At 53.2% G+C, this 16,459-nt stretch carries 11 protein-coding genes and 1 riboswitch; of the genes, 6 read left to right on the top strand and 5 right to left on the bottom strand.

What is annotated here, in order from left to right:
• Positions 1-6 precede the first annotated feature (6 nt).
• Complete coding sequence (locus NSU14_RS30000; RefSeq protein ID WP_042133004.1) at positions 7-459, bottom strand: rhodanese-like domain-containing protein; 453 nt, start codon at positions 457-459, stop codon at positions 7-9.
• Between the two features lie 118 nt (positions 460-577).
• Between NSU14_RS30000 and NSU14_RS29995 the strand changes: the two genes are divergently transcribed.
• A complete protein-coding gene (locus tag NSU14_RS29995; RefSeq protein ID WP_042133006.1) occupies positions 578-1,459 on the top strand; it encodes a LysR family transcriptional regulator in 882 nt (293 codons plus the stop codon).
• Between the two features lie 129 nt (positions 1,460-1,588).
• Here the strand turns inward: NSU14_RS29995 and NSU14_RS29990 are convergent, their stop codons facing one another.
• Together NSU14_RS29990 and NSU14_RS29985 are read right to left on the bottom strand one after the other, a co-directional pair.
• A complete protein-coding gene (locus tag NSU14_RS29990) occupies positions 1,589-3,913 on the bottom strand; it encodes a TPM domain-containing protein (RefSeq protein WP_042133007.1) in 2,325 nt (774 codons plus the stop codon).
• A 229-nt stretch (positions 3,914-4,142) separates the two neighbouring features.
• Positions 4,143-4,286, bottom strand: a complete 144-nt coding sequence (locus tag NSU14_RS29985; RefSeq protein WP_171720322.1) for a hypothetical protein — start codon at positions 4,284-4,286, stop codon at positions 4,143-4,145.
• 387 nt (positions 4,287-4,673) lie between these two features.
• Here NSU14_RS29985 and NSU14_RS29980 point away from each other — a divergent pair, with 387 nt between their 5' ends.
• Positions 4,674-7,772: an EAL domain-containing protein gene (locus NSU14_RS29980; RefSeq protein ID WP_340948221.1), complete on the top strand. Its 3,099-nt coding sequence runs from the start codon at positions 4,674-4,676 to the stop codon at positions 7,770-7,772.
• Between the two features lie 96 nt (positions 7,773-7,868).
• Here the strand turns inward: NSU14_RS29980 and NSU14_RS29975 are convergent, their stop codons facing one another.
• The gene (locus tag NSU14_RS29975) at positions 7,869-8,933 is read right to left on the bottom strand and encodes a GGDEF domain-containing protein (RefSeq protein ID WP_340948220.1); all 1,065 of its coding nucleotides are present in this window, start codon (positions 8,931-8,933) and stop codon (positions 7,869-7,871) included.
• Between the two features lie 245 nt (positions 8,934-9,178).
• Positions 9,179-9,278: riboswitch (purine riboswitch) on the top strand.
• Positions 9,279-9,401: 123 nt separating this feature from the next.
• Here NSU14_RS29975 and NSU14_RS29970 point away from each other — a divergent pair.
• Positions 9,402-10,865, top strand: a complete 1,464-nt coding sequence (locus NSU14_RS29970) for an NAD(P)/FAD-dependent oxidoreductase (protein WP_336102877.1) — start codon at positions 9,402-9,404, stop codon at positions 10,863-10,865.
• Between the two features lie 713 nt (positions 10,866-11,578).
• Complete coding sequence (locus tag NSU14_RS29965) at positions 11,579-13,096, top strand: methyl-accepting chemotaxis protein (RefSeq protein ID WP_340948219.1); 1,518 nt, start codon at positions 11,579-11,581, stop codon at positions 13,094-13,096.
• Between the two features lie 139 nt (positions 13,097-13,235).
• Here NSU14_RS29965 and NSU14_RS29960 read toward each other — a convergent pair whose 3' ends face one another.
• On the bottom strand, positions 13,236-13,814 hold the full coding sequence (locus NSU14_RS29960) for a nucleotidyltransferase family protein (protein ID WP_340948218.1): 579 nt from the start codon (positions 13,812-13,814) through the stop codon (positions 13,236-13,238).
• Between the two features lie 206 nt (positions 13,815-14,020).
• Between NSU14_RS29960 and NSU14_RS29955 the strand changes: the two genes are divergently transcribed.
• Entirely contained in the window at positions 14,021-15,625 is a 1,605-nt protein-coding gene (locus tag NSU14_RS29955) for a LytS/YhcK type 5TM receptor domain-containing protein (protein WP_418793894.1), read from the top strand.
• A complete protein-coding gene (locus NSU14_RS29950) occupies positions 15,622-16,353 on the top strand; it encodes a LytR/AlgR family response regulator transcription factor (protein WP_042133014.1) in 732 nt (243 codons plus the stop codon). Before NSU14_RS29955 ends, NSU14_RS29950 begins: the two co-directional genes overlap by 4 nt.
• Positions 16,354-16,459 lie beyond the last annotated feature (106 nt).

The following is a 16,459-nucleotide window of genomic DNA, read 5'->3' as shown; positions in this document are numbered from 1 at the left end:
TTGTTGCTATTGCGATCCGTCAGGCATGCTATAGTACAGCGGCGCTTCCTCCTGCAGGGTGCCCTCCAGTATGCCCCCCTCCTTGCGCCAATACTCAATACCGCCAAGCATCTCCTTGACAAGGTAGCCCTGCGCAGCCAGTCTGGCTGCAGCTTTACTGGCTCCATTGCAGGCGGGTCCCCAGCAATACAGAATGAGTACATCATCTGTGGGCAGCTCCGGAGAAGTGTGGTTTATCCGCCCGGAGGGCAGGGAGAGGGCTCCCGGCAGGTGAGCCTCTTCATATGAACGGGCATCGCGGACATCGACCAGCTGAAAGCCGGTGATCCCTTCACGCAGATCGTAAACCACATCGGCCACATCGGTCTCGAATGCTGCTTTGGCTGTGAAATAGCGTACCGCATCCGCGGAGGGCGCTGCCGGAGCAGCCAGTACTTGAGATTTCGCCTGTAGTTTCATTGCGGAGTCCTCCTTGGTTAAATGGGTTGGTTTTATTATATAAGGGATCTATAATTGGAGTTATCTATAGTCTGTGATAGCAAATATCGAAAATATTGATAATTCAGGAGAACTGTGTATGGAATTAACCTATTTACGGACCTTTTGTACAGTGGCGGACCACGGAAGTTATACCCGGGCGGCAGAAGTGCTGGGTTACGCACAATCGAGTGTAACGGCGCAGATTGCCAAGCTGGAGGAGCTGTACGGAGCCATTCTGCTGGAGCGATCGGGCAGGGGGATGATTCCAACCTTCGCCGGCAGCAATCTGCTCCCGTATGCCCGGCAAATGCTGGCGCTGAGTGTGGAAGCTAAAGGAATAATCTCCGGCGGTGATCAGGGAGTGCTGAATATTGGAGCCATTGAGACGCTGGCCGCATATTATCTGCCTCACCGGCTGCACCGGTACCGGGAGCAGCATACCGGAATGCAGCTGCGGGTACAGCCCGGCTCTGAAGAAGATATCATCGCCGCAGTCAAAGATAAAACCGCCCATTTCGGTCTGATCTTCGATGTTCCGTATGCGTCGGGGGAACTGGTCACTTTGCCGCTGCGGGAGGAGCAGCTGTATGTGATCACCCATCCGGAGCATCCCTTGGCAGCCGAAAAGGCGGTTACCCCGGAGCATCTGGAGGGGGAACCGCTGGTGCTGACAGAGAGTACCTGCACGTACCGGAAGCAGCTGCTGCATGTGCTCAGGGAATCCGGTATAACTGCGCGTGTAGATATGGAGTTCGGGAATCTCGAGGGGATCAAGCAGGCCGTGAAGCACAGCTGGGGGACGGCCTTTCTGCCGCGGTATGCGGTAGAAGAGGAGCTGTGCACCGGCGTGTTAACCGGAATTCCCCTGGCCGGGCAGCTGGAGCCGTTCTATATTCAGCTTATCTACCGCAAGGAGCAGCGGCTATCCCCTGTATTCATGGAGTTCATTGCCCATATGCAGCTGCAGGAGCCTGTATAACACATCTTACATTCTCAGCATCAGCCCCCCCCGAGACTTATACAGGTTCTTCAGAAAAAGACGGCTTCAGCCATAACCCTGGCTGAAGCCGTCTTAAATATGTCTATGCCGCTCCCGGCAATCCGCCGTCTACCACTTGGAGCCGCCGGAAGAATTCCTGCCGGACTTGCCGCCGCCCCAGGAAGAGCCGCCCGACGACCGGCCGCCGCCGCCCCAGGAGGAGCCGCCGGAGGAACGTCCGCCGCCGCCGAACCCGCCCGAGGAGGGCGGCCCGGACGACATCCGCTTGCGGGCCTGTTCTCTGCGCTGCTGTTCCCGCATCATTGCCAGCCGGGCGGCCTGCTCCGCCGCTTCCTTCTGGCGGACAAGCCGGTTCGCTTCTTCCACGAAGCTGGAAATCTGCGAAGCATAAGCACGGCCTGTACTCTCCAGTTCATCCAGATTGTATGGACGGGCGGACAGGCGCTGCTCCAGCTCGGCATATTCCGGCAGCAGGGACAGCTGGAAGCGGCTCTGTGCAGCAATCCCTCTGCTATGCAGCAGACTCTGTGCCGCATCGACCCGGCTCTGTCCTTCCGTGAACAGCCTTCTCAGGCTGTCCAGACGTTCGTACAGAGAGCTCAGACTGCTGTCGATACTGCTGAATTTGCCTTCAGTCTCGTCCTGCAGCGTTAGCAGCCGGTCGAGCCCGCTGCGCGCATTCTCATATTCACCGCGTGCATCGCTGGTCCAGGTCTCTATCTGCGGCACTTCGCCTGCGCTTTGCCGCAGTGCGGCGCCTGTCTCCTCAAGCGTCTTCTCCAGACCGTCCAGATGCTGGCGGGCGAACTGGTTCCCCGCCTCGGTGAGCTTGCTCTGCAGCTCATTGCGCCGCTGGGTCAAGCTCCCCCACTTGCTGCGCACCGTCTCCAGATCTGCGCGGTTGCTCTGCCGGATCATGGCCTGGCGTTCCGTCATGGCGACGGCTTCAGCCAGCAGCGCATCCAGCGCGGCACCGATCCGCCGCACCTCATCCATGTCGCCGCTGCGCAGCGGCGCCTCCAGGGACCCGGCGGCAGCGGAAGCCTGCTCCAGACTGTCATAGGGCTTAACCTTCATATTGTGCAGGGAGTTCTGCTCAATCAGCCCGGCAATTCGGCTGCGGGCAGCGGCCAGAACCCCGGGGAATGCCTTCAGCTTATCGTCAAAAGCATCTACATCCTGCAGGTCCCGCTCAATCTGCTCCTGGCGCTCCTGCGCCTCTGCGGTAATATCCTGTGCAGCAATCGGGTCAAACAGCTCCAGCTGGTCAGCTTTGGCAGTTTCTGCGGCCAGCTCCTGCAGGTCTTCGGCGATTTCCTGCAGCGGGTAGCCGGTCTCTTGGGCCGCTTGCTGCAATTGTCCGTCAAGCTCGGGCGCATCCTGCTTCAGTTCGGTGATCCGCTGCTTGACGTTCCGGTCGGCCTCGCTGATGACAGCAATATTCTTCTCCTCCTCTTCAAGCGAGGTGCGGAAAGTACCTTCCGTCTGCTGAAGCTGTTCTGTTGCTGCTTTGAGAGCGGACAGGCGGTAGAAGGGCGGCAGGGCACCTTGCCCAGTTGTCTGCAGCGCTGAGATCTCGACCAGCTGCGAGGTCAGGCGCTTCGATATGCCCTCGACCAGTTCCCCGGTCTTGCCCTGCACGATTCCCTGGAAGGGCTGAAGGGATTCGAGGGCACGATTCGCCCGTACCAGCAGGTCAGACAACAATTCCTGCTGCCCTGCAAGCCCGCTGCGGCGGCGCATTCCTGTAATCAGCACGTACAGCAGGAGCAGCAGTAAGGCGGCACCCACAACAATAGCGGCGAGCGATAAGAAGGATAGTCCGCCCCTGCCGGTTTCGGCCGCCTCCGATCCGCTGCTTCCGGCTGTCCCGCCGTTGCCGCCTGATCCGCCACCCGCAGTACCACCTGTACCCCCTCCAGCAGTTCCTCCGGCAGCGCTGCCCGGTCCGCTGCCGACGGCTTGCAGCTCCTTAATGACAGAGCTGATTCCTCCCGCGAAATCACCGTCTCTGGCATAAGGATTGAAGTAAGTCTCCAGCAGCTTAGTGATTGCCGCGCTGCCTGAAGCTCCGCCGAGGTTCTGCGACCAGGCATTGAGCGAGTTCTGCAGCTCCGGATTATCGAAGTTAATCTCCGTCTGCTGGTCTCCGTAAGCGATCAGAAGCAGGATATCCCGGGTCTTCAAGTTCCAGGTATCGTATACCTCATCTGCATAACTGGCTGGGTCCGCGCCGTCAAGAGAGTCTATTGTCAGGATATGGAGAGTATAGCGGTCCGTTGCGGTCATCCGGGTGATAGCTTCTGCTTCCTGGGCAGTAAGTAAGCCGGCTTCATCAGTAACAACTCCCTGCTGTACAGGAATATCCGCAGCATAGACGCCGGGGATCCGGAGCAAGGATAATAGTAAGACCAAGGCGAGGATTTTTCTCAAGTCTGCACACTCCGATCTATGGGCTGTTGTTCGTTATATTATGCTAATCATTATATCATTAAACATTCCGGAGACCTCAGATGCAGCCGCCCTGGAATTAGCCCCCGTATACTACAAAAAAAGCCGCATTCCCGTAACGGAAATGCGGCTATATACATTCTTCTATAACTAACAGCAACTGTGTCCTTGCCAATGGCAGGAGGCTTAGCTGTTGTGTGCGCGGAATAATCTATCGGGTTTGCAGACAGAGGATATACTGCAATCTGGACTTGATCTCTTTCTGCCATTTCATATCTCCGACTTTTACAGCAAGATTGAGCAGATCCAGATAATCGTCAACCTGTAATGCGGTCCGGGTGGTGGCTGCGTTCATGGGTGTTCAGTCTCCTTTTAACTCAAATATAGTCAAGTAATGAATAATAGATATTCAATAATGATAATCATTATCAACCTTTATGTTATTATCCACATTTTGCTCCCAAAAAGCAATACAAATATAAATTTTCTTATTTTAAAATTCTCGCTGAAACCGTACCGTCCTTAAAAGGACGGCAAAGCCGCTTCCATGTGCTTCTTCGACAATAAATAAACGATTCTGCAGAATTTGCACATTTTATCAGAACTGAAGCATAACTAGCAGGAACCTTACCATTTTTTGTCGAATACAGCTTCATATAAATGCGTTTAGCCGATTTTTATGGGACAAAGGAGAATTGCGATGAAGCGGTGTAAACTCTTGCTTCTAATTGGCATCGTGCTCATGATTACACCCGCCGCTGCCGCTCACGCCGAAAGACAGGATATTAAGTACCAGGCAGAACTGGAATATCCCCCTTACAAGTACATACAGAACGGATATCTGACAGGCTTTGATATTGATCTGACGAGTATGATTTTTGAGAAAAAGGATTATCTTATTCTATACAGCACCGGGGAATGGGAGAGTACATACAGCCTGCTGACTGAGGGCAAGATCGACACGACCGGCCTCATGGCCGTAACCGAGGAGAGAAAGCAGGATACCTTGTTCTCCAGACCTGTGCTAAGGAGCTACATTTCCGTCTATTCCCGCCAGGAGCTTAGTGAAGAAGTGAAGCTGAGCACGTTGAAAAATTACAAAATCGGTGTAGGTAAGGGACAGTATTCGGAAACTGTTCTGCAGAATAAGGTGGGAATCTCATCCACACAATACATAGAATATGCAACCGTACCTGAAGCAGTGGAGGCTCTGCGCAAGGGCGAGATTGATCTGCTGTTCGAGAATCAGGGGGTTGTGGATTATCTGATTGTTGAACAGGGACTGACCGGAACGATTGTCCGCAAAATGAACAATCTTTATCCTCAGGATGTCGCTTATGGCATCAGCAAGACCAAGCCGGAGCTGGTGTCTTATGTGAATGCCAGACTTGAGCGGCTGGAACGCTCCGGGGCATTCGAAGAGCTGTATCAGCAATATTTTTTCGCTCACTCGGATTATCATCAGTCGATGATCCGTAACAGAATCATATCAGGAGTGGCCATAGGGGCTATCCTGCTGGTATTCGGCGCTGTGCTGCTCCGGATATATATCCGGCGTCTGCGCCGGACAATTCACTCTGAACAGGAATTCTTCGAGGATGTGATCGAGAATACCGGGATGATCATATGGGCGGTTCATGGAGACAAGCGGAGCGTGCGCTTCAATCAATATGCCGAGACAATGACCGGGCTTTCAGAGAAGGATGTGCTCGGCGTGAGTATCGATGACCTGCCTGGTCTTGAGGGCGGAGCGGCAGTGTTGCGGGATCTCCTTACCAAAGCGGTTTATCTCGATTATGTGACTAATGTGGAGCTGAAGCTTCCGGAGCATTCTCCGGCTGCGCATTATTTCTCCATCCGCACTACCCTGATCAAGGGGATGGATGATCAGGCGGAGGATATATTTGTCCTGGTCGGGCTTGATATCGATGAACGCAAACAGAACGAACTTAAGCTGCAGATGAGTTACGAGGAACTGGAATCTACCTATGAGGAGCTTGCGGCAACTGAAGTTGAGCTGCAGGACCAGTTCAACCGGCTGGGCGTCAGTGAACGGCGTTTCCGTCTGGCCTCCGAAGGCTCAGGTGCCTATATGTGGGAGCTCGACTGGGATAGCGGCTTCTACAAGCTCTCGGACCGCTGGTATGAGGTCATGGGCTACACCGAGGAAGAGATTAACGCCTTCGAAGGCGGCGTGCTCAGCATCATTCATCCGGATGATCAGGAATCTGCACGCAAAGCCAGACAGGAGCATCTTACCGGGCTGACTCCGATCTACGAAACCGAGTACCGGATGAAGACCAAAGATGACGTCTACGTCTGGTTTGAGGTTAGAGGGAAGGCGATTGTGGACCCGAGAGACCAAATCGTACTGTTCCTTGGCTCGCTGATTGATATCAGCAAGCGGAAGCAGGCGGAGTTCAATCTGAATAACAGCTATCAGGAGCTTGAAGCAACCTATGAGCAGCTTACGGCTACGCAGCAGGAGCTTGTAGGGCAATATGAGATGCTGCTGGAGAATCAGAAGAACATGCACCGCCTGGCTTATGTGGATTCGCTCAGCAATCTGCCCAACCGGATCTGTCTGCTGGAGACGATGGAGAATTATTTCCGCCGGCCTGGGGGGAGAGCAGCGCTTCTGTTCGTAGACACAGACAACTTCAAGTATATTAATGATACGCTAGGACATAAATCCGGCGACATTCTGATCCGCAAGGCCAGCGAGCGCCTGCAGTCGGTAGTCCGGGAAGGGGACATGCTCTCCCGGCTTGGCGGCGACGAATTTGTAGTGTTTCTCAAAGACATAGAGAGCCGCGTGGATGTGCTGAATCTGGCCGAGGACATTATGCGCTCCTTCCGCAAATCCTTCCTCATCGGCGAGAGCAACCTGTACGTCTCCTGCAGCATCGGGATCTCCTTCTACCCGGAGGACGGGGAGACGACGGAGGAGATTCTGAAGAATGCTGATGTAGCGATGTACCGGGCCAAAGAAGAAGGAAAAAGCACTTATGTGGTTTATGACAAATCAATGCATACGGCATTTAATGAACGGATGAACATTGAGAAGCATCTGCGGAGTGCCATGAACAATAATGAATTTGAGCTGCATTATCAGCCGCAGGTGCAGATCGATACGGGACTGATATCGGGATTCGAGGCTTTGATCCGCTGGAACAGTCCGGTGCTCGGTTTTGTCTCTCCGCTCTCCTTCATCAAGATTGCCGAGGATTCCAGGCTGATAATTTATATCGGGGAATGGGTGCTGCGGGAAGCCTGCAAATTCATGAACAGCATCCACCAGCTTACCGGAATCTCTTATAAAATATCAGTGAATATCTCCATTATTCAGCTGCTGCAGGATGATTTCGTGGAGATTGTGCTGGATAGTCTGGAAGAGAGCGGTCTTGAGCCGAGCAGTCTGGAGCTGGAGATTACGGAATCCATATTCATGGAATCGTTCGAGAGCACCGTCAGCAAGCTGGAATTCCTGAAGTCGCGCGGCATCCGGATTGCGCTGGATGATTTCGGGACGGGGTACTCCTCCTTAAGCTATCTTCAGCAGCTGCCGATTTCGACACTCAAAATGGACAAAATTTTCATTGATTCCCTTGCGGATAAAGCCTATAGCGAGTCCTTCGTTCAGACGATCATTATATTGGGCCATAAGATGGGCCTGGATGTTGTAGCCGAGGGCGTGGAGGACTTCAGCCAGCTGGCCTTCCTCAAGGAATCGAATTGCGACAAGGTTCAGGGTTACCTGATCAGCCGGCCGGTGCCGCAGCGCAAAGTAATTGAACTGCTCGTGCCGCAGAAGCGTTATGAAGTAGATCATCTGAATTAGAGCTTATAGATTATTACATAATAAAAGCGGGTCCCGGGCATGGATAATATGCCTGTGGACCCGCTTTTTTTGAACTATAAAAATGTTTATTCGCAGCTAGAAGATAACGATTTTGTTCTTGCCTGTTTTTTTGGCTTCATACAGGGCATCGTCTGCCTGCTGAAAAGTGGAGCTCTTCGAATCGGTTCCATCATAATCATGCATGCCGATGCTGACCGTAACCGATTTATTCTCCATTTCATTAATGGGCAGGCCGGCAATTCCGGTTAGGATCTTGTCCATAATCCGCACAGAATCCTCCAGCGGCTTGGCGGTCAGAATGATAACGAACTCTTCACCCCCGTACCGGGCGGCGAAGTCATCCGATCCGATATGCTGCAGCATAACTGCAGCTACCTGCTTCAGTACAATATCGCCAACCCAGTGGCCATACTGGTCGTTTACTTTTTTGAAATTGTCGATATCGAGAACCGCCAGCTGCAGGGGGAAAGGATTGTTCTGCTGATGCTCAATCAGCCAGCCCAGATATTCATGAAAGGTCTTGTGATTGTACAAGTCGGTCAAGGGGTCAATCTTGGACAGCCTGTCCATAATAATATTCTGAATGCGCAGATCCTGCTCCGACTTCACCGAATTCTCCAGTGACTGCATTAGATCCCGTCCCCGTGCAATGACGCCGAACCCGGCCAGTGAAGTTCCTGCGAAGATAAGGGTGATAATAATGTTCTGGATGCGCAGGGTATAGTCATAGGTGGCTGTGTTGAGGAACAGCATAATGATATAGATCAGGCAAATAACCGAGGAAGCCTTCAGATAATTGTCCTTCAGATAGATCATGGATACCAGCAGCGGAAGCAGCATAATCAGCGGCTTCACATGAAACTCCGTGCTCAGATTCATGATCATCAGAATGCCGTACAGATGGCTTGCGACAATAATTGAGAACTCGGACATCAGCGGTTTCCATTTATGTACAACCTCGAGAATCAGAAGCAAGACGAGCAGTATGGAGTCGGGGATCAATATGTGGTTAATGAAATATTGCCCGCCTGAGAGCTCAGGCCGGTGGCCCCACATGGATAAGGCAACAAATAGCTGGCTTGCCAGATAAACAAACAGGACCATCCAAAAGGTATTGAGGAGGACACGGTTCCAGTACATTTGGCGAGGAGTTGGCGGTGGGATGTGCATAAGATGTTCCTCTTTTCCAGTGGCAATATACTTATATATTCGACAATTACCCCGATTTTCCTCCCTAATCCGATACTGTGATCATTGTTCGTGTTTTGGTGATTAACACTAGGTATTTATAGCTACTAATGCTGATATAATGATGCAAACACGAATTATTAATGCGATATATCCTTGACACATTCGCATAATTTCTGTAGAATTCCAATTGGCTCACAATAATGAGCTAAGCTGTTCGTATATCCTCAATGATAAGGTTTGGGGGTTTCTACAGGGGACCGTAAATTCCTGGCTACGAATAGGGTGCATTTTGCATACCTATGAAGAGGTCGGGATTTTTGTGCTGTTTGCGTAAGTGAATTTATATTTATCGCAGAAACAGAGCAGCCCTTATCCACTGCAGGGCAGCCGTTTCATCCTGGGAGGAACAGAGAACCTATGAGTAAATATGATGTGATTGTTGTTGGAGCCGGTCCGGCCGGAATATTCGCCTGCTATGAATTGACACTTAAAGCACCGGAGCTGAAGATCCTGCTGGTGGACAAGGGCCATGATATCTACCGCCGGAATTGCCCGATTCTCGAGGAGAAAATCAAGCTCTGCCCTCCGGCTTCGGGCCGTAAGGAATTCGCCGGGTGTCTGCCGGCCTGTTCGATTACTGCAGGCTTTGGCGGTGCGGGTGCGTATAGTGACGGCAAATTCAACATCACGACCGAGTTCGGCGGCTGGATGACCGATTATCTGCCTCCTTCCAGGGTGATGGAGCTGATTGAATATGTTGACAGCATCAACCTGGAGCACGGGGCCACGCCGGTTATTACCGATCCGACTACCGAGAGCATCCGCGGGATTGAGCAACGGGGGTATGCGGCAGGGCTTAAGCTGCTGCGTGCGCAGGTCCGCCATCTGGGAACAGAACAAAACCTGGAAATCCTGAAATCCATATACGAATATTTGAAGACGCGCATTGATATGCTGTACAAGACTGAAGTAGAGGATATTGTTACCGTCAAGGAGAACGGTGCACATCGCATTACGGGCATTACCTTGAAGAACGGTGAGAGCCATGAGGCGGATCAGGTAATGATTGCTCCGGGACGTGACGGATCTGCCTGGCTGACTGCGGTGCTGAAGAAACGCCGGCTCAAAATGTACAACAACCAGGTGGATGTTGGGGTGCGTGTGGAAACCTCTGATGTGGTGATGCGTGAGATCAACGAGCATCTCTATGAGGGGAAATTCGTCTTCAATACATCTGTGGGGACACGGGTCCGCACCTTCTGCAGCAACCCTTCAGGACATGTTGTCGTGGAGAATCACAGCGGCGTGATGGCAGCGAACGGACACTCCTACAAGGACCCGGCGCTTGGCTCCAAGAATACCAATTTTGCCCTCCTGGTCTCCCATACCTTCACCGAGCCGTTCGATAAACCGAATGAATATGCCCGGGAAATCTGTAAGCGGGCCAATGATCTGTCCAGCGGGGGCGTGATCGTGCAGAAGTACGGCGATATCCTGCGCGGCCGCCGTTCCACGGAGACACGGATCAAGGAAGGGTTCCTCGAGCCTACGCTGAAGGAAGCGGTGCCTGGCGATCTGGGTCTGGTCCTGCCGTACATCACGATGAAGAGCCTGATTGAAATGGTCGAGGCGCTGGAGAAGGTTACACCGGGTATTGCCTCCGAGCATACGCTGTTCTACGGAGTTGAGGCGAAGTTCTATTCTGCCCGGCCTAAGCTGACAGAGCAATTCGAGACCGAGATCTCCGGGCTCTACTGCGGCGGCGACGGTGCAGGCATTACCCGCGGCCTTGCACAGGCCGGAGCGGCCGGAGTATGGATCGCCCGGGGAATGATGGTTAAGATTAAACAAGAGGGCAACATGCAACCGGCAGTTCTATAGAACCGCCCAGGTGGATGCCGGAAGGACAGCCTTACACGCAGAAGCTGCGGTGTACACGGCTGTCCTTTTTTTGGGAGGTTATATGTTGGAGTCTGAACCTCCCCGGGCGCCCAACCCAACCCAACCCAACCCAACCCAACCCAACCCAACCCAACCCAACCCAACCCAACCCAACCCAACCCAACCCAACCCAACCCAACCCAACCCAACCCAACCCAACCCCCAACCCAACCCAACCCAACCCAACCCAACCCAACCCAACCCAACCCAACCCAACCCAACCCAACCCAACCCAATACTCCTCGTTTTCAACTGTTTTACCGGTTTGTCGAGTCTGAAGAATATGCGGGAGCGGGAAAAGTTGGTGCTAGTTAGCTTGAAGCTAGCGGAGCAGAAATAGATGGATTTCCTCCACTTGCTGATGCGCGAAAAGGTGCTGCCAAACCAATAGTTGGAAAAAGAACACTTAAATTACCCCAATTCAGCCAAAGTAGCGAAAACTAACATAAATAGGTGCTGTTAATCCACTTGCTTCCGTTCATTCGTAAGAAACGGGCAAATTAAGATACATTTATCCACTTGTTGTGGCAGGGGCGGGGCGGAGTGGAGCGGAACGCCATATGGAGGATGGGTATAGAAATGGTTTCCTTAATTTTACTCTGCTGATATAATGTTAGAATACATAACATGATAGAGTGGAGTGAACGTTGAAGATGGGTATTCGCCGGGGGAAGGCCGTTCTAGTCGTTGTTTTACTGCTGCTTGTAGGTGTGTACGGCTTATGGGTTGATATGTACTGGATACATAAGGTGATCTATCTGCTGCTAATGGCGGCGCTCGGCGGACTTGCGCTGGACAGCTATCACGGCGGAGTCCTCAAGGACCGGCAGCTGGCGGAATCCCGGGGCAAGGTGGAGCTGCTGGGCAATGAGATTGTTGTCACTTCGGACCGGCTGCATGGGGCGCTCGAAGAAATTAGCCGCCATACGGAAGGGCTGCAGCAGACGGCAGACTATTCACATGCATACGAAGTGGATTTGCAGACGCGCAGTAATGAGGCTAAGGCCAATATTGAGGGTGCTTTTGCCACCATGGGCGGAGTAGCGGCGGTGACGCAGCATATAGAGGAGCTGACCGGGAAGCTGGGGGCGACCATGCAGGCGACCCGCTCGGGAATGGCCGAGATGGTGGATTCACTGAAGAATACAGATGAGGTCATGGAGGAGCTGCAGGAGCAGAGCGGAGATATGCTGAACAAATTTACGACGCTTAGCGGCCATATTGCCATGGTGGAGGAGATTAACTCGCTGATTGTCGGCATTGTCAACGAAACCTCGCTGCTGGCGCTCAATGCTTCTATTGAAGCTGCGCGGGCGGGTGAACAGGGGCGGGGCTTCGCGGTAGTGGCCAGCCGGATCAGGCAGTTAGCCGACCAGAGCCGGAGTTCGGTAGACCGCTCCACGGAGGTGCTGCTCGATATCAATAACGGAGTGCGGCAGGTGCTGGAGTCGGTTACGAAAGAGCAGTCGGCAGTTGAGCACGGTGTGAATGAAGTAGCAACCGTGAAGCGGCGTCTCGGCGATATCTCGGACAGAATAGAAGAGGTGGGGACGGCGGTAGCTGAATCAGTCGCTGCGGCTGCGCGGCAGAGCAGGCTGATTGATGAGGTGACAGCCGAACTCAGCGGTGCAGTGGGTATTGTCAACGAGACCATCGCAGGTGTGGACCTGACGCTGGAGCAGGTCACCCGGCAGCGGTCCCAGATCGGCCAGCTGAATAATATCAGCGCCAGCCTGCTCATGGAGTCGCAATCCCTGCAGCAATCAGTGAATGCAATTGCGGCGCGCGGGGTGATTGAGATGAGCGGGTACGAGGGACGGCTGCAGGAAATGCAGGTATTGCTGGAGGAGCTCTCAGCTAAGCAGGAGCTGTATTCACCGGATGCGGACAGCCATAGCAGCGTCCTTGCTTCCTGTATCCGTAAGGCTCCGGATGTGCAGGCGATCTGGTCCAACCGGACGGATGGCACGTTCATTTACTCCGAGCCTGCGGCAGGACTCCTGAATGCCAAACGCCGTGACTGGTGGAACGGGGCTATGAATGAAGGCCAGTACGTCTCGCAGCCGTATGTTTCGGCGATTACCAAACGTTCCTGCATTACGCTCTCCAGAGCGATTAAGGATGGCCGCGGAGAGATTGTAGGTGTGGTGGGGATAGATCTGGCGGTGTAAACTAGAGTGTTCCGGCGGGATAGCTGAGGAAGAATAACTGTACGAAGCAGATAACATTGTCTTGTAAAAAAGAGCAGCAGGCTGCCCCGGTCAGGGAGTACCTGCTGCTCTTTGCGGTTGTACCGGGTCTCAGTCCGGACTAGGTAGCGTCAGCCGGGAGGCTGCGCAGCCCGCTCCAGATGCTCTGCCAGTTCTTGCCTGCAATCCGCTTCTCATAAATAGGCAGCAGATGCGGATGGGCGGCGAAGTAAGGCGAGGGCCGCAATACCAGCTGAATGACATCCGAAATTCCATGAGGTGCGGCCAGAATTACTTCCCCATTCCCGTCCAGGGAGAGTCCAAGCGCCGTTGCCGTCTCGGGGAATTTGGACATGCCGTCTGTGGACGAGTAATAGGGCGGCAGGTTATTGACGGTATGCATCCTGGCCTGATTCTTGACTGACCAGGGGATTCCGGGATACCGGCGCTTCAGCTGGACTTCCCAGGATTTCTCCACTTCCTCCCGCAGGTCCCCGGGGTCATAATAGATCACATCAATATCCGCGAGGGGTGTCCTCTCCGTATAACCATGCTGCACATCCCAGATCTTCGACCGCACAAATCCGGCGCAGACCCACCAGTCCGGTAATTGCAAAGTTCCGGCAGCCTTCAGAATATCCATCATCCAGGCATCTCCCATCACCCGCCGGAGAATGTCTGCTTCACTGGTTATTATCATTGTATAATCTCTTCTTTCTCTGCTGAAATGAAGACAATAATCCATTATAGCCCGGATGGAGCGGAAAGTGTATGCTTCGCAGAAGGCCTTTTTTTCTGAAAAATAAGGCTTTATAATGGACCGATAGATTGTCCGATGGGGGCCTGAATGTGCAACATAACCTGAGTATTCTGCTGCAATTGTTTGAGCGGGCGGCGCTGCTGCTGATGTGTCTGTTCGTACTGACCCGGCTGCCGCGCTTTAAAGAGATTTTTGCCAAAGGGATATATGCGCCGCAGGAGCTGGCGATTGTAACGGTGATCTTCAGCCTGTTCGCCATCTTCGGAACCTACAGCGGGATTAATGTGGAAGGGTCGCTGGTCAATGTGCGGATTATCGCCATTATGGCTGGCGGGATTCTCTTCGGCCCCTGGGTCGGGCTGATTACCGGGATTATCTCGGGGGTGCACCGTTTCCTGATTGATATCGGCGGGGTCACCTCGCTACCGTGTCTGATTACAAGCATCACAGCAGGGCTTGTATCGGGGATCATCTACCGGCGCACCTCACCGGAACGACGCTGGATCGCCGGTATCGCGGCCGGGATGGCCTGTGAGGCGCTGACGATGGCGCTGATTCTGATCATGGCGGACCCTTATTCGCTGGGTGTGGATATTGTGTCGAAGATTGCTTTTCCGATGATTATCGGTCAGATCAGTGTCGGGCTAATTGTTACGCTCGTGCAGAGTGTCGAGGGGGAGAAGGAACGGATTGCGGCCAAGCAGTCCAAGCTTGCGCTGGATATTGCCAACAAGACGCTTCCGTATTTCCGCAATATTAATCCAGAGTCGCTGCGTACCATCTGCGGGATTATCAAGGAGGATATCGGAGCGGATGCGGTGGCGATTACCGATACGCGGTTCATTCTGGCCTATGTCGGTGTCGGTGAAGAGTATTATGCCGAGGCCAATGAGATTATCAGTGAAGAGACCAAGCAGACGCTGAAGAGCGGGGAGATCACCATCCGCGATGACGATACCGAGTACATGAACCGTGGCATCCGCTCGCTGATCATTATTCCGCTGAAGGAGAAGGGTGAAGTGACGGGGGCGCTCAAGATTTACTATACCAATGCGCATAAAATCACCTATTCCCTTCAGGCAATGGCAGTCGGGCTGTCACAAATCATCTCTACACTAATGGAGGTTTCGCGGGTGGAGGGGATCAAGGAGATGGCCAACAAGGCTGAGCTGAAGGCGCTGCAGACGAGCATCAACCCCCATTTTCTGTTCAATGCGCTGAATGCCATTATCTCCTCGATCCGGATCGATCCGGACAAGGCGCGCGAGCTGATCGTCAACCTGTCGGGGTATATGAGATATAATCTGGAGCTGACCGATGAGTCCATTGATATCCACCGGGAGCTGCAGCAGGTCCAGCATTATGTGGAGATTGAGAAGGCCCGCTTCGGCAGCCGCCTGACCGTTCTGTACGATATTGATGAGGTGGCGGTGCGTATTCCAAGCCTGATTATTCAGCCGCTGGTGGAGAACGCGATTGTCCACGGGATTTTGAAGGAGAAGGGCAATGGCACTGTGGATATTTCAGTCAAAGACTACGGGGACAGCGTAAGGGTGAGAATTGCCGACACCGGAGCGGGAATTAGTGAAGAGACGATTGCCAAGGTCTACAGCGGCAGCATGGAAGGGAACAAAATCGGACTGTACAACGTGCACCAGCGGGTGAAGCTGATCTATGGCACGGGTCTGACGATCCGCCGGCTTGCCAAGGGTACGGAAATTTACTTTGATGTGATAAAGGAGCAGCGATGAGAGCGATAATTGTCGAGGATGAAGTGCTGGCGAGGCAGGAGCTTGCTTTTCTGATACAGGCACACAGCAGTTTCAAGATTGCCGCCGAGTTCGAAGACGGGCTGGATGCGCTGAAGTATCTGCAGACGGATACGGTGGATGTGATTTTTCTGGATATCAATATTCCTTCGGTTGACGGCGTGCTGCTGGCCCATAATATTAGCCGTTTCGCGGTCAAGCCCTATATTGTGTTCATCACAGCCTATAAGGAGCATGCCGCCGAGGCGTTCGAGATCGAAGCGTTCGACTATATCCTGAAGCCTTACAGTGAGACGCGGATCAAAGCGATGCTGCAGAAGCTGGAGGGGGCCATTGCGGCCAGGAGCCGCCAGGGGGAAGAAGAGCCGGTCAAGCTCAGCAGCGGTAAGGTCAATCTGTGGAAAAATGAAAAGATCATCGTCGTCGATACGGACGAGATCTACTATGCTTCGGCGCAGGAGAAAACAACGAGCGTCATTACCAAAGACGGGGAGTACAGCATGGCCTTAAGCATCAGCGAATTCCATAGCCGCCTGCCGCAGGAGCAGTTCTTCCGCTGCCACCGTTCGTATCTCGTCAATCTGTCCAAGATCAAGGAAATCATCCCCTGGTTCAACAACACCTATCTGCTCCGGCTGCGTGATTTGGACTTCGAGGTGCCGGTCAGCCGCGGCAAGGTGAAGGAATTCAGGCAGATCATGCGCCTCTAGCGGCAGTTCATTCCCCGTTTGCGTCATCTCATTCCGGATTTCTCTTAAGTCAGCATCTTTTCGCTACAATGAAGAGGCAAAGCAAGCCTTGAAGCGACTTTGGAAG

It is taken from the genome of Paenibacillus sp. FSL R10-2771 (assembly GCF_038000205.1).
Classification (GTDB): domain Bacteria; phylum Bacillota; class Bacilli; order Paenibacillales; family Paenibacillaceae; genus Paenibacillus_AQ; species Paenibacillus_AQ phytohabitans.
Note: the sequence above shows the minus strand (reverse complement) of the source record. Positions and strands in the feature narration are given on the sequence as shown.

Bases quoted from the DNA above. Each gene is read 5' to 3' on its own strand.
- NSU14_RS30000 (WP_042133004.1), bottom strand. From the start codon at position 459: ATGAAACTACAGGCGAAATCTCAAGTACTGGCTGCTCCGGCAGCGCCC.
- NSU14_RS29995 (WP_042133006.1), top strand. From the start codon at position 578: ATGGAATTAACCTATTTACGGACCTTTTGTACAGTGGCGGACCACGGA.
- NSU14_RS29985 (WP_171720322.1), bottom strand. From the start codon at position 4,286: ATGAACGCAGCCACCACCCGGACCGCATTACAGGTTGACGATTATCTG.
- NSU14_RS29980 (WP_340948221.1), top strand. From the start codon at position 4,674: ATGATTACACCCGCCGCTGCCGCTCACGCCGAAAGACAGGATATTAAG.
- NSU14_RS29975 (WP_340948220.1), bottom strand. From the start codon at position 8,933: ATGTACTGGAACCGTGTCCTCCTCAATACCTTTTGGATGGTCCTGTTT.
- NSU14_RS29970 (WP_336102877.1), top strand. From the start codon at position 9,402: ATGAGTAAATATGATGTGATTGTTGTTGGAGCCGGTCCGGCCGGAATA.
- NSU14_RS29965 (WP_340948219.1), top strand. From the start codon at position 11,579: ATGGGTATTCGCCGGGGGAAGGCCGTTCTAGTCGTTGTTTTACTGCTG.
- NSU14_RS29960 (WP_340948218.1), bottom strand. From the start codon at position 13,814: ATGATAATAACCAGTGAAGCAGACATTCTCCGGCGGGTGATGGGAGAT.
- NSU14_RS29955 (WP_418793894.1), top strand. From the start codon at position 14,021: ATGTGTCTGTTCGTACTGACCCGGCTGCCGCGCTTTAAAGAGATTTTT.
- NSU14_RS29950 (WP_042133014.1), top strand. From the start codon at position 15,622: ATGAGAGCGATAATTGTCGAGGATGAAGTGCTGGCGAGGCAGGAGCTT.